Origin of the sequence: Chryseolinea lacunae, assembly GCF_016735595.1 — a bacterium.
GTDB classification, from domain to species: Bacteria; Bacteroidota; Bacteroidia; order Cytophagales; family Cyclobacteriaceae; genus Chryseolinea; species Chryseolinea lacunae.
Genome location: NZ_JAERRB010000001.1, coordinates 45,424 through 58,266 on the forward strand (window position 1 = coordinate 45,424; position 12,843 = coordinate 58,266).

Genomic DNA, 12,843 nt, shown 5'->3' on the forward strand with positions numbered 1-12,843 from the left:
CCTCGTGATCCCATGGCATTGGAGTAGCTTTGACAAAAAAAATCCCGATCAACGTTTGTCGATCGGGATGCTGGTGGGCCTGCAGGGATTCAAACCCCGAACCTTCTCATCCGTAGTGAGATGCTCTATTCAGTTAAGCTACAGGCCCAAGTAAGGGACATTTGCGTGTGTGGGTGTGAAAATTGGAGTGCAAATGTAAAGAATTATTTCACTCAACAAAATAAAACGGTTTTGCTCTGCCAACAAAAAAGCTATTTTTGAGCCTTTATTTACTGAAAAACTTATTCATGATTAAAAAATTAGCGTGTATCGTCATTCTTTCGGGAATTTCCTTTGCGGCCATCAGCCAGGTCAACACCGCGACCAAAAAGACGGCCCGTCCGGATATACCCGGCGCCTTTGTTCTGGAACTGGGTTTGAATCGCGGTCTAAGCGCTCCTGGCGACTTCAGCCTTGGTCTTTGGGGCTCGCGCACGCTCAATGTATATTATCAGTATGAGTTCCGCATTCTGAAATCGAAGTTCAGCTTTGTGCCCGGCGTGGGCTTTAGCATGGAGCGCTATAAATTCAAGAATAGTTATGTGCTGGACTATGCCAACGCGACGGCCCCTGAGCCTTCTATGATTGCGCCTGCCAACGCAGGCTATCCGTCCATCAAGAACTCGAAGCTCATCACCAACTACTTCGAAATCCCTGCAGAAATCCGGTTCACGCTCAATCCCGACGACCCTGCACGCAGCTTTAAAATCGGCGTGGGTGGACGCATTGGTTATTTGTTTGACTCTTTCACAAAGATCAAATACAGCGAAAATGGCGAAACCAAGAAGATCAAAGACAAGCAGGATTTTAACCTCACCAAAATTCGCTATGGCCTCACGGGTCGCATAGGCTTTGGCAACTTCAGCTTGTTTGGCTATTATAATCTGACACCGTTGTTCGAGAAAGGCAAAGGCTTGAAAGACAGCGGCACGTTCAACGACTTCAATACGATGACAATAGGCATATCGCTCGCCAGCTTCTAAGAGCGAGCCTTCAATTTCCTACCGAGAAAAGTCTTAAGAATTACAAGAATAAAAGGAAACCGGAACAGAAGATCAGATCTTCTGTTCTGCGTTCTTTTTAGCAGGTACGTCCTTTTTAGTGTACGTAGGGCAGGTGTACTGGCTGCATGCAGAGATGAAAGCTGCTAAAAGCACGAAGGCTACAATCTTTTTCATTTTAATGGCTTTGGTAAAACAAAAATAGAATTCTTCCTAAACAAAACAAATCCGCTACCCTAGAATTCAGGCCTCCTGGCGACCGTTTCACTGGATCAGGAGGTTGCAGCCGCGCACATCGCTGTTGTCCATCCGTCCCAGAATTTCGAACGAACCGTCGGGGTATACTTTGCCGAGGTCTTCTGTTTCGATGAATGCCACGCTGTGTATGTTTGCCAGGTCGATGACATTAATGCCGCAGGTTTCGTGAAGTAACCCCTTTTGAAGCGGATCGGTGAGGTCGCGCCCCACCACTTTCAGGGCTGGCGGGCACCAAAACGTGTTTCCGCCCCGCGTGTAGCCCTGCGACAACAGCTCGGTCATGCCGTATTCGGAATAGATTTTATCGACACCAAACGCCCTGGTGAGCCGGGTGTGCAGCTCGGCCCGGGTCATTTCCTTTTTCCGTCCTTTCATGCCCCCGGTTTCAAAAATCAGGAACGGGCTCAGGTCGCGGGGAAACTGTTCGGCCAAATCGAGCAGCGCAAACGATACTCCCCAAAGAATGGTCTTTCGTCCATTGCTTCGCAGGGTGTCGAGGTCGCGCAGCATTTTGTCTACGTCGTGTAGGTAGAATGCCGACCACGGCGACGCGCTCTGGCGGATGAAGTGGTCCATCATGGCAATGAGCGACGAGCCCTTGCGTTCGAGATAAGACGGCAACAGCGCCAGGAAATTATAGTCGGTGAGCGGCCCGAAGAACGATTCGAAACACCGCTGTGCATGCGCGAGATAGAAGTTCAGATCATGAACATCATGCCGGCTGGTGGCACTGCCCGTGGTGCCGCTGCTGGTGAATATCGCTTCGGGAGACCACTCCCCCGTTTGAAGCAATTGCGATTTAAAGAACGCGATGGGCAGAAACGGTATGGCCTCGAGCGTGGTCACCCGGTTGATGTCGATCGCCAGGTGGGTGATAAACGATCTGTAGATTGGGTTATGAACCGCTTGGAAACGAAACAGTTGCAACGCAATATCCGCGAACGATTCGTCGTTTAGCGTATATAATTTTGATTCAAAACTTTTAAAAGTCTCCAAGCGTTACTTAACTTGACCGGGTCAAATGTACAGATGAAAGCAATAAAAGGGGCATTATTATTTGGGTTTTCGGCGTTGATCGCGGGCGCTTGTTTCAGTCCGCCAGATCTGCCTATCGCTCCTCAGATCACCTACGAGGGAGACATTTATTTCGTGAAGGGTCAGGGCGTGCAGGATTCGCTGGTGGTAACGATCAATTTCAAGGATGGCGACGGCGACCTCGGTCTTTCGTCGTCGGCGATCGGAAGTCCATACAACGACATCAATCTCTATCTCGCCAACAACGGCGACACCATTGCACTGGGCAAGAACGCGCTCTACGACAACCTTCCTCCCCTGGTGGAAGTGCCCAACGGTGCCACCGGAAAATTAGTGAGCGTGCGCACGCCGAAAGATCCGGCCTATGCCTACCTGCCCAAGTTTAACCCGGCCGCCAACTGCCCGTTCGAAAACTTCACCTACGACACACTCTATGTGAACGAACCCGACCGCGCCATTTTCGACAACAAAAACTATAAAGTGATCGATACGCTAACCAGCGCCGACCCACGCTTCCCCCGCATCTTCCTGCTGCTCGACACATTCTACTATCGCCAAAACCCCAACTATGCAAACATCGAAGTGGCCTTCTATGTGCGCGTAGACAACACCGGCGACGAGAACACCGACTATCAGATCTACGACTGGCGCAAGGAGTTTTGCAGCATCTCATTCAACCAACGCTTCCCTGAGCTGTCGTCAAAGAACGGACCGCTGGAAGGCAAGCTCACCTATGCCATGGTCAGCGCGGGCATCTCGTCTATCTTTGCGGGCAAAGCCCTCAAACTTAAGATACGCATTCGCGACCGCGGCCTCCACACCAGCAACATCATCGACACGGGCGACTTCACGCTCACAGACATCAGTCGATAAAAAAATATTCGTCAACAAAAAAGAGCCCCGACAGGTCGGGGCTCTTTCATTTTATAGCGTTTCAGTTTATCTCCGCGCGTGCAGACAGCTATCAATACAGCGAAGGGAACTTCCCAGGATCCACTTCCGTCATCATGGCGTATACTTTTTCAAGCACCTCCTCGGGGTTGGGCTTCGAAAAGTAGTCGCCGTCTGACGCATAGGCCGGGCGATGTTCTTTAGCTGTGATGGTTACCGGCTTTGAGTCGAGGTATTGATAGGCATCCTGTTCTTCCAACACTTTCTGCATCATGAATGCGGTGGCGCCACCGGGCACATCTTCGTCGGCAAACACAATGCGGTTTGTTTTCTTCACCGACTCCACTATGGCGTGGTGCAGATCGAAGGGCAAGAGCGTTTGCACGTCAATCACTTCGCATTGCACACCAAAGCGTTCGAGCTCTTCGGCAGCTTCCATCACCACGCGGCACATAGAGCCGTAGGTAACAATGGTGACGTCGCTTCCTTCGCGCAGAATTTCAGGCACGCCCAGGGGCACGGTGAACTCGCCGATGTTGTCGGGCAATTTTTCTTTGAGACGGTAGCCGTTCAGGCATTCAATGATCACCGAAGGATCGTCGGAACGCAACATGGTGTTATAGAATCCGGCAGCCTGCGTCATGTTGCGCGGGGTGATGATGTACATGCCCCGCAGTGTGCTGAGCAGCATGGCAATTTGCGAGCCCGCATGCCACACGCCTTCCAGACGGTGACCACGTGTGCGCACAATGAGCGGTGCTTTCTGGCCACCTTTGGTTCTGTAATACAAACACGCCAGGTCGTCTGACAGGGTTGGCAGGGCGTAGATAAAATAATCGAGGTATTGAATTTCGGCAATGGGTTTCAGTCCGCGCAAGGCGGTGCCGATGCCCTGGCCAATGATGGTGCATTCGCGGATGCCGGTGTCGGTCACGCGCAGCTCGCCGTGTTTGGCTTGCAGACCGGCAAAGCCCTGGTTCACGTCGCCGATGCGGCCCACGTCTTCGCCAAAGGCGAGCACGCGCGGGTCGCGTGTGAGGGCAGCGTCGAAGCAGGCTTGCAATATTTCGCGTCCGTCGATGAACGACGACGATTCGGTGTATGTGGGATCTACCCGTTTCACTTTCAACGCCGACTCTTCCGACACACTGTTGATGTGCGACGAGTAGCGATCGTGATTGTCGGCTTCCGAGTTCTTGAGCCATTGCACCAGTTCTTCTTTGGCCGCCAGGTTTTCGCGGTGTATGAGCCGCAGCGTTTGCTTGGCGGCGCGCATGGTTTCGAGTCGTGTGGGGTTGATGGCCTTGGCCAGATCTTCGAGCACGCGGGCAATTTCTTCGCCGTGGTGGGTGCTTTGTTGTGCTGCACGCTCCAGCATTTCGGTCACCACGCGCTGGTCTTTCCGCACGTCGTCCATAAACGCTTTCCAGGCGCGTTCTTTGGCTTGCTTGGCCGACTGTCGTGCTTCGCGTTCGATGTCGTCTATTTCTTCGGGAAGAATCATCACATCCGAGATGATCCACTCACGCATCTTGCGGATGCAGTCGTGGTCGGCTTCCCAGGCGAGTCGTTCTTTTGTTTTATAGCGTTCGTGCGATCCGGAGGTAGAGTGACCTTGTGGTTGTGTCATTTCATAAACATGAAACAACACGGGCACGTGTTCTTCGCGGCAGATTTTTTCTGCTTTCTGATAGGCTTCCATCAGGGCCGCATAGTCCCAACCTTTCACGGTAATGATCTCGAAACCTTTTTCGGTTTCGGTGCGCTGCAACCCTGCGAGGGCTTTGGAGATGCTGGCTTTGGTGGTGTGATATTCCTGTGGCACCGAGATGCCATATTCATCGTCCCACACCGAAATGAGCATGGGCACTTGCAACACGCCGGCGGCGTTCACGGCTTCGAAGAACATGCCTTCGGAAGTAGACGCGTTGCCGATGGTGCCAAAGGCAATTTCGTTTCCGTGATCAGAGAGTGTTGTGAATTCGCGAAGGCCTTCGTTCTGCCGAAACAGTTTTGAGGCATAGGCCATGCCCAGCAAGCGTGGCATCTGCCCTGCCGTGGGTGATATGTCGGCGCTGCTGTTTTTGTTTTCAACCAGATTTTTCAGCTTGCCTTCGTCGTCCAGAAAGCGCGTGGCATAGTGGCCATTCATGAGCCGCCCGGCAGAGGCAGGATCGGCCACCACATCGGTGTGCGCATAAAGTTGTGCGAAGTATTGTTGCACGGTCAGTTCGCCAATGGCAAACATGAACGTTTGGTCGCGGTAGTAGCCCGCGCGAAAATCGCCCTGGCGAAAAACTTTTGCCATCGCAATTTGCGCCAGCTCCTTGCCGTCGCCGAAGATGCCGAACTTGGCTTTGCCCATGAACACTTCTCTGCGCCCGATGATGCTTGCCTCACGACTCTCGACGGCCAGACGATAGTCTGCCAGAATTTCCTTCACCCTGGCCTGCGAGAATTTTACCTTTGCTTCTTTGATTGCGCTCAAATTTCTAGGGGTTGAAAGATAAAACAGTAGTTAAAATCAAAAATAGGCATTACCGTTTAGAATCAAAAACCAAAAGTTCTGTGGTAAACCACCCAGTCGCCGCCGGGCACATGCGCATCGCCTTCGCCTGCCGTAGCGAAGGTATAGATCCCGATTTTTCCTTCGGTCAAGGTGAGGGTTGAAAAAATATATCCGGCATCAAGTTCCATTTCGTGTATGATTTGTTTCGTCTGCAGATCCGCAATGGCAAAGAGCTCCACCACCAGCAGATCGTTGGGGTTGTCGGTTTTCACTGCATAGGGATAGTCGATCAGCGAATACAAGGCATAGCCCTTCACCACTGCTGTACGAATGTATTGGAGGTGTTCTGCATACACGTTATAGTTCTCCATGCCGCGTCGCAATGAACCATAGAATGCAAACAGGTCGGTTTCGGTCATGGTAATCGAAGTGGTTACTAAAAAAACGATCGCTCGTTCAAGCTTTGGCAACGCTTGTTGCTATATTTGCAGCCGTTAAAAAACGGTGTTATTATGATAATAGGTGTTCCCAAAGAAATCAAAAATAATGAAAACCGCGTAGCCCTCACGCCTGCGGGCACACAGGAGCTGGTGAAGCGCGGCCACACGGTGCACGTGCAAGCCACGGCCGGTGTTGGCAGCGGGTTCAGCGACGAGGAGTATGCTGCCGCGGGTGCAAAGCTCATTGCGGATGCTGCCGGTGTTTTTGCAGTGGCCGAAATGATCATGAAAGTGAAAGAGCCTGTTGAACAGGAATACAATCTCATTCGCAAAGATCAGCTGGTGTTCACCTATTTTCACTTTGCATCCTACGAGCCCCTGGCCAAAGCCATGATTGCGAGCGGTGCTGTGTGCCTTGCCTACGAAACCGTGGAGCGCATCGACGGAAGCCTTCCGTTGCTGGTGCCCATGTCTGAAGTGGCCGGTCGCATGGCCATTCAGGAAGGCGCAAAATATCTGGAGAAGCCCTTGAAAGGTCGTGGCATTTTGCTGGGCGGCGTGCCCGGTGTGAAGCCTGCCAAGGTGTTGATTCTCGGCGGTGGTGTGGTGGGCACAAACGCCGCCAAGATTGCCGCGGGCATGGGCGCCGACGTCACCATCATGGACCTCAACCTGAACCGTCTTCGCTACCTCGACGATGTGATGCCCAAGAACGTGCACACCATCGTGTCGAATGAATATACTATTCGTGAAATGATAAAAGATTGCGACCTCATCATCGGCGGTGTGCTGGTGCCCGGTGCAAAAGCACCCAAGCTCATCACACGCGACATGCTGAAGTCGATGCGTCCCGGCACCGTGCTGGTAGACGTGGCCGTAGATCAGGGCGGATGTATTGAAACGTGTCGCCCCACAACACACGAAGACCCCACGTTCATCATCGACGACGTGGTGCACTATTGTGTGGCCAACATGCCCGGCGCTGTTCCCTATACGTCAACCTTGGCGTTGACAAACGCCACTCTCCCCTATGCCATCCGCCTGGCCAACCAGGGCTGGAAAAAAGCATCGCAGGAAAACATGGAGCTGCGCAACGGCCTGAATGTGATCCAGGGCGAAGTGGTATACAAAGCCGTGGCCGATGCATTCTCCCTCCCCTATGTGGACGTGAAGAAATTCCTGCAATAACCGTTTCTATTCTATTTTTTTTGTTTTGATAAAGAAGGCTGTCTGCTCCGGTGGATGGCCTTCTTCTTTTTCAGCACCTTTTGTGTTATCGGCAATCCGCATTACCTTCATTGAGCAACGGAACCTTCACCCGAAAAAATCAAAATCTTTTGGCGAAAAGTAAATCCCGTACAAAAGGTAAATTTCATCCTATACTTTCGGTTGTGGTCTTTGTAGTGTTGTGAACCAAACCACACAAACCCTAAACGCTCTTCAACCCTATGGCTCCTACCTATTCGCTCAACGACCTGATTCTTTACTTTCTGAAACTTGGCACCTGGGGCTTTGGTGGTCCGGTGGCCCTGGTGGGTTATATGCACCGCGATCTTGTTGAAGACAAAAAGTGGTTTAGCGAAGAGGACTATAAAGAAGGGCTGGCCCTTTCACAACTTGCGCCCGGTCCGCTGGCCGCACAGCTCTCCATCTATCTCGGCTATGTGCACTATCGCTTGCTCGGTGCCACGCTTGTGGGTGTAGCGTTTGTGCTTCCGTCGTTCTTCATGGTGCTTGGCATTGGCTATGCCTATGTGTTGTATGGTGGCCTGCCGTGGATGCAGGCGATCTTCTATGGTGTGGGCGCGGCGGTGATTGGCATCATTGCTATGGGAAGTTATAAGCTCACCACCAAGAGCCTGGGAAAAGACAAATTGCTGTGGGCCATTTTCATTGTGCTGGCCGTGACTACGTTTGTCACAGAAGAAGAAATTCTGTGGGTGATCTTGTTGGGAGGACTGGCCGTTTGGTTTGCCAAGTCGCCACCAAAGTGGCTTAGCTCCGGAGTGAACGGCATTGTGCCTACCATCTTTCTTCAGCTTCAGCCCCTTGCCACGGAGTCAAAACTCTGGGAGATCGCGTGGTTCTTCACCAAGGCAGGCGCGTTTGTGTTTGGTAGCGGACTGGCCATTGTTCCATTCTTGTATGGCGGCGTGGTGAAAGAATATGCCTGGCTGAACGAACAACAATTTCTCGACGCGGTGGCCGTGGCCATGATCACGCCAGGGCCGGTGGTGATCACGGTGGGTTTCATTGGCTATCTGGTGGCCGGTGTTCCCGGCGCGTGTGTGGCTGCACTGGCTACTTTCTTGCCGTGCTATTTGTTCACCGTCATACCGGCGCCCTATTTCAAGAAGTATGGAAAACACCCGGCCATCAAAGCGTTTGTGGATGGCGTGACGGCCGCAGCCATCGGCGCCATAGCCGGTGCCGTGCTGGTGTTGGGAAAGCGCACGCTGGTAGATGTACCAACAATGCTAATCGCCCTTTGCACCGTGGCCATTCTCTTCAAGTTCAAAAAACTTCAGGAGCCCTATGTCATCCTGGTTGCCGCAGCCATCGGCATCCTGCTGAAACTTGTACTCTTCTAAACCGCTAAACAGTCTTGAAGCAAGTGCGCTGAAAATAGTATGACACTGTTGCCCGCAGCAGTAAGTATCCGAAAACCAAAACACCACGCTTATGAAAATGGTCGGAATTTTATGTCTCTGTATTTTCGCATCCGCCGCAGCACGTGCACAGACAAAGACCATCGTCTTTGTGTGCGAGCATGGTTCGGCCAAGAGTGTGATTGCCGCAACCTATTTTAACAAACTGGCGAAAGCCAAAAACATTCCATGGCAGGCCGTGGCCCGGGGCACCAACCCCGATGCCACCCTTTCGCCAAAGACCAAAACGCTGCTCGCCGCCGACAATCTTTTAGACAGCACCTTTGTTCCCTCCAAACTTTCACAGCAGGATGTGGACGCAGCACAACACGTTATTCTCTTCTACAGCTTTCCCCCAACGCTTCACGGCGATGGCAAAACTCTCAGCTGGCAACACGTGCGCGCCGCGAACGACGACTTCCAAATCTTGCGCGACAACATTCTCCTGAAACTCACACCCCTGCTCGATTCACTCTCAAAACACTAACCTTTTACCACTATGAAGAGGAATGATTTTCTAAAGACTTCGGCTATCCTTTCGGGTGCAACCCTTCTGCCCCAGAATGCCGTCTTTGCCCAAAGCCTGCAACAAACGGGACTCGATACATTAACCGACAAAGATGGCAACTTCGCCTTGCAGCCCCTGCCCTACAGCGAAACGTTTCTGGAACCTTCCATGGATCAGGAAACGCTTCACCTGCACTACACGTTTCACCATGGCGATGCCGTGAAAGCGGCCAACAAAGATCTGTCCATGATCAAAAAAGCGCTTGACGAAAACAGCCTCGACACGGTTGATTACTGGACAAAAAAACTATCGTTCCACCTGTCGTCGCACATCCTCCACACGATTTTCTGGACCAACCTCACCAATAAAAAAAGCGATCCATCGGGAGCCTTGCTGAAACAAATCGAAAAAGACTTTGGCACCTACGACAAACTTAAAGTGCTGATCGGCAAGACTGCGAAAGGCGTGGACGGCAACGGCTGGGGCATTCTGGGATATCAACCCTACACACAAAAGCTCACGGTGCTCCAATGCGAAAACCATGAAAAGCTGACGCAGTGGGGTGTTATTCCCATCCTCGTTATTGATGTATGGGAACATTCTTACTATCTGAAATACAGAAACCGCAGAGCCGAATTTGTCGACAATCTTTTTCCGATCATAAACTGGGACAATGCTGCCGCACGATTCAACCTGGCGCTGAAGCTCGTTTAATACACAACTTTTTTCTCTCAGTTTTCTATTCGTAGGCTGGCATTTCTGCCAGCACCTGCGTGGTGTTGTTTGTCCAGTCGGTAACGCAGCAGATGTGTTGAAGGCCGTTGGTGATGACCACGTATTGTGCGCGAAGGGTGTGGTTATAGACCGACGCCTGGCGAATGGTGTTTTGGCTGAGGGTGAGGTCGGGCGCCTTGCATTCAATGACCATCCAGGGATTGCCCTGGCGGTTGAACACCACAATGTCGGAACGCTTTTGCAGCTTGTTAAACTGCAGGCCACCCTCCACCTTGATGAGCGAACGCGGATAGCGCAGGTTCTGGATGAGGTAGTTCAGGAAATGCTGGCGCACCCATTCTTCGGGTGTGAGCATCAGGTATTTTTTCCGGATGATGTCGAGGATCAACACTTTACCTTCTTCCTGCTTGAGGACGTATTCGAAAGACGGAAGGTTGAGCTGGACCATGGGCACAAAGAAACCAAATTTTTATGCGCCAACCCATGCCGGCTGCGGCGCAGGATTTATTTTTTATCCCCGTGTGTTTTCCACCACTGGATTTCCTGCTTATTTATTACTTTAGACCATGAAGACGAAACAAGATATTGTAGAGAATTGGTTGCCGCGCTACACCGGGCAACCGCTGAGTCACTTTGGAGAGTACATCTTGCTGACCAATTTCGATAACTATGTGACCATGTTTGCCGAATGGCACAACGTTCCCGTGAACGGCCGGGACCGCGCCATGCGCAGCGCCACCGCCGAAGGCATCACCATCATCAACTTCGGCATGGGCAGCCCCAACGCCGCCACCATTATGGACTGCCTTAGCGCCATCAAACCCAAGGCCGCGTTGTTTCTGGGCAAGTGCGGTGGCCTGAAGAAAAACGACATCGGCGACCTTGTGCTTCCCATTGCCGCCATCCGGGGCGAAGGAACATCCAACGACTATTTTCCACCCGAGGTGCCTGCTCTGCCTGCGTTTGCCCTGCAGAAAGCCATCTCCACCACCATACGCGATCACAAACAAGACTATTGGACGGGCACCGTCTACACCACCAACCGCCGCGTGTGGGAATGGGACGAAGAGTTTAAAGCCTACCTGCGCAAAATCCGCGCGCTGGCCATCGACATGGAAACGGCCACTATTTTCTCAACGGCCTTCTCCAACAAAATTCCCACGGGTGCCCTACTGCTCATCTCCGATCAACCCATGGTGCCCGAAGGCGTGAAGACCGAAGCCAGCGACACCGTGGTCACCAGAAACTATGTGGAGCAACACCTCAAGATCGGCATCGACTCGCTGAAGCAGCTCATCAACAACGGCATGACGGTGAAACACCTTCGCTATTAGCTCACGCGCGGGCCGCCTGAATTTCTTTTGATTTCACGGTCACCAGAATGAGGAAACCTGCAACAAAAAACACGGCCAGGGCCAGCGCACTGTAGCGCATGCTGCCCGTGAGCTGGTCTACCAGGCCATACGAAAACGTTCCAAACACAATGGAGAGGTTGTAGGTAACGTCATAGAAGCTGAAGTAGGACGCGTGGTCTTGTGTGCTCTGCGGAATGAGCTTGGAGTAGGTGGCGCGCGAAAGCGATTGAATGCCGCCCATCACCATGCCCACCACAAAGGCCAGCGCAAAGAATTGATATTCGGTAGCGATGAAGTAGGCCGAGATGCATATACCAACCCAGATCACAATCATGATGAGCAACGCATTGCGATTGCCCGTGGTGCGCGACACGCGGGCAAACAGGTAGGCACCCACCGCCCCTACCAGTTGAATGATCACCACCGTGGCAATGAGGCTGTCGTCTTTTAGTTTCAACACGTCGGTGCCAAACAGGGTGGCCAGATACATCACCGACTGCACGCCCATGTTGTAGAAGAAGAATGCAAACAGATAACGTTTCAATTCCGGTTGCTGGTCGAGGCTTTGCCACACGGTGCGGATTTCTTCGTAGCCTTTTGTCCAGATGTTTCCGGTAGGCTTTCGGTTGTAGGGGTTGTCGGGCAACAGCCGGAAGGGTATTTGTGAAAATCCGATCCACCACAAGCCCACCAGAATGAACGATGTTTTTGTCGCCAGCAAACTCGCTTCGCCAGCCGTGCCGGGAAAGCCCAGCGCTTGCGCATTCATGATGAGGAGCAGGCAGATGATCATGAGCAGCACGCTGCCGTAGTAGCCCATAGAATAGCCGCGGGCGCTGGTCACATCATAGCGGTCTTCGGTCACGATCTCCGGCAGAAAGGCATCGTAGAACACCAGGCTGCCCGAATAGCCGATGCTCGCCACTATGGAACAGAAGATGCCCCACCCCAGCAAGCTCACATCGTTGAAAAAATAAAGGCCAATGCAGCCGAGACTTCCCAACCACACAAAAAATTTCATAAACACTTTCTTGTTTCCCGTATAGTCTGCCGCACCCGACAGCAACGGCAGGATGAGCGCCACCACCAGAAACGAAAACGACAGCGCGTAAGAATACAACACCGAGTTCTGCAACGTGAACCCCAGAAAGGTCACCATATCACTGCCGTTGTTCACGGCCACGGCCTTGTAGTAGATGGGAAAGATGGCGGTGGCAATGACCAGCGAATAGACCGAGTTGGCCCAGTCATACATATACCAGGCGCGGATGGTTTTCGGATTGTTCAGGGAAGGTGCTGTGGTTCCGTTCATATACAAAAATCCCCTTCCGGTTTGGTTCAGGATGGGGACGTGGCGCGCGAGGTGGGTGGGGACTCGCCGAAACCAAATTTATAACTTTTGCCGGTCTGTGCCAAAAAGCAAA

The 12,843-nt window shown here is 52.3% G+C and carries 12 protein-coding genes and 1 tRNA gene; 7 read left to right on the plus strand and 6 right to left on the minus strand.

Features of this window, described 5'->3' with window-relative positions:
- Positions 1-71: 71 nt before the first annotated feature.
- Positions 72-148: transfer RNA gene (locus tag JI741_RS00180), tRNA-Arg, on the minus strand.
- 139 nt (positions 149-287) lie between these two features.
- Here JI741_RS00180 and JI741_RS00185 point away from each other — a divergent pair.
- A complete protein-coding gene (locus JI741_RS00185) occupies positions 288-1,022 on the plus strand; it encodes an outer membrane beta-barrel protein (protein ID WP_202006586.1) in 735 nt (244 codons plus the stop codon).
- Between the two features lie 282 nt (positions 1,023-1,304).
- Here JI741_RS00185 and JI741_RS00190 read toward each other — a convergent pair whose 3' ends face one another.
- Positions 1,305-2,294 carry a phenylacetate--CoA ligase family protein gene (locus JI741_RS00190; protein ID WP_202006587.1) on the minus strand — a complete coding sequence of 330 codons (990 nt, stop codon included), beginning with the start codon at positions 2,292-2,294 and terminating at the stop codon, positions 1,305-1,307.
- A 33-nt stretch (positions 2,295-2,327) separates the two neighbouring features.
- Between JI741_RS00190 and JI741_RS00195 the strand changes: the two genes are divergently transcribed.
- A complete protein-coding gene (locus JI741_RS00195; protein ID WP_202006588.1) occupies positions 2,328-3,206 on the plus strand; it encodes a hypothetical protein in 879 nt (292 codons plus the stop codon).
- A 91-nt stretch (positions 3,207-3,297) separates the two neighbouring features.
- Here JI741_RS00195 and JI741_RS00200 read toward each other — a convergent pair whose 3' ends face one another.
- Both JI741_RS00200 and JI741_RS00205 read right to left on the minus strand, forming a co-directional pair.
- Positions 3,298-5,703, minus strand: coding sequence for an alpha-ketoacid dehydrogenase subunit alpha/beta (locus tag JI741_RS00200; RefSeq protein WP_439647546.1), 2,406 nt, complete (start codon positions 5,701-5,703; stop codon positions 3,298-3,300).
- A 71-nt stretch (positions 5,704-5,774) separates the two neighbouring features.
- Positions 5,775-6,152, minus strand: a complete 378-nt coding sequence (locus tag JI741_RS00205; RefSeq protein WP_202006589.1) for a gamma-glutamylcyclotransferase — start codon at positions 6,150-6,152, stop codon at positions 5,775-5,777.
- A 93-nt stretch (positions 6,153-6,245) separates the two neighbouring features.
- Here JI741_RS00205 and ald point away from each other — a divergent pair, with 93 nt between their 5' ends.
- The 4 genes from ald to JI741_RS00225 all read left to right on the plus strand — a co-directional run bounded on the left by ald (position 6,246) and on the right by JI741_RS00225 (position 10,043).
- Positions 6,246-7,361 carry an alanine dehydrogenase gene (ald, locus tag JI741_RS00210; protein WP_202006590.1) on the plus strand — a complete coding sequence of 372 codons (1,116 nt, stop codon included), beginning with the start codon at positions 6,246-6,248 and terminating at the stop codon, positions 7,359-7,361.
- 260 nt (positions 7,362-7,621) lie between these two features.
- Positions 7,622-8,764 carry a chromate transporter gene (locus tag JI741_RS00215; protein ID WP_202006591.1) on the plus strand — a complete coding sequence of 381 codons (1,143 nt, stop codon included), beginning with the start codon at positions 7,622-7,624 and terminating at the stop codon, positions 8,762-8,764.
- A gap of 91 nt (positions 8,765-8,855) precedes the next feature.
- Positions 8,856-9,308, plus strand: coding sequence for a hypothetical protein (locus JI741_RS00220; protein ID WP_236675802.1), 453 nt, complete (start codon positions 8,856-8,858; stop codon positions 9,306-9,308).
- 12 nt (positions 9,309-9,320) lie between these two features.
- Entirely contained in the window at positions 9,321-10,043 is a 723-nt protein-coding gene (locus JI741_RS00225) for a superoxide dismutase (RefSeq protein WP_202006593.1), read from the plus strand.
- Between the two features lie 25 nt (positions 10,044-10,068).
- Here JI741_RS00225 and JI741_RS00230 read toward each other — a convergent pair whose 3' ends face one another.
- Positions 10,069-10,512 (minus strand): type I restriction enzyme HsdR N-terminal domain-containing protein, encoded by a 444-nt coding sequence (locus tag JI741_RS00230; RefSeq protein ID WP_202008065.1) that lies wholly within the window; start codon positions 10,510-10,512, stop codon positions 10,069-10,071.
- A gap of 118 nt (positions 10,513-10,630) precedes the next feature.
- Between JI741_RS00230 and JI741_RS00235 the strand changes: the two genes are divergently transcribed.
- The gene (locus tag JI741_RS00235; RefSeq protein ID WP_202006594.1) at positions 10,631-11,398 is read left to right on the plus strand and encodes an AMP nucleosidase; all 768 of its coding nucleotides are present in this window, start codon (positions 10,631-10,633) and stop codon (positions 11,396-11,398) included.
- A gap of 1 nt (position 11,399) precedes the next feature.
- Here JI741_RS00235 and JI741_RS00240 read toward each other — a convergent pair whose 3' ends face one another.
- On the minus strand, positions 11,400-12,731 hold the full coding sequence (locus JI741_RS00240) for an MFS transporter (RefSeq protein ID WP_202006595.1): 1,332 nt from the start codon (positions 12,729-12,731) through the stop codon (positions 11,400-11,402).
- Between the last annotated feature and the right edge of the window lie 112 nt (positions 12,732-12,843).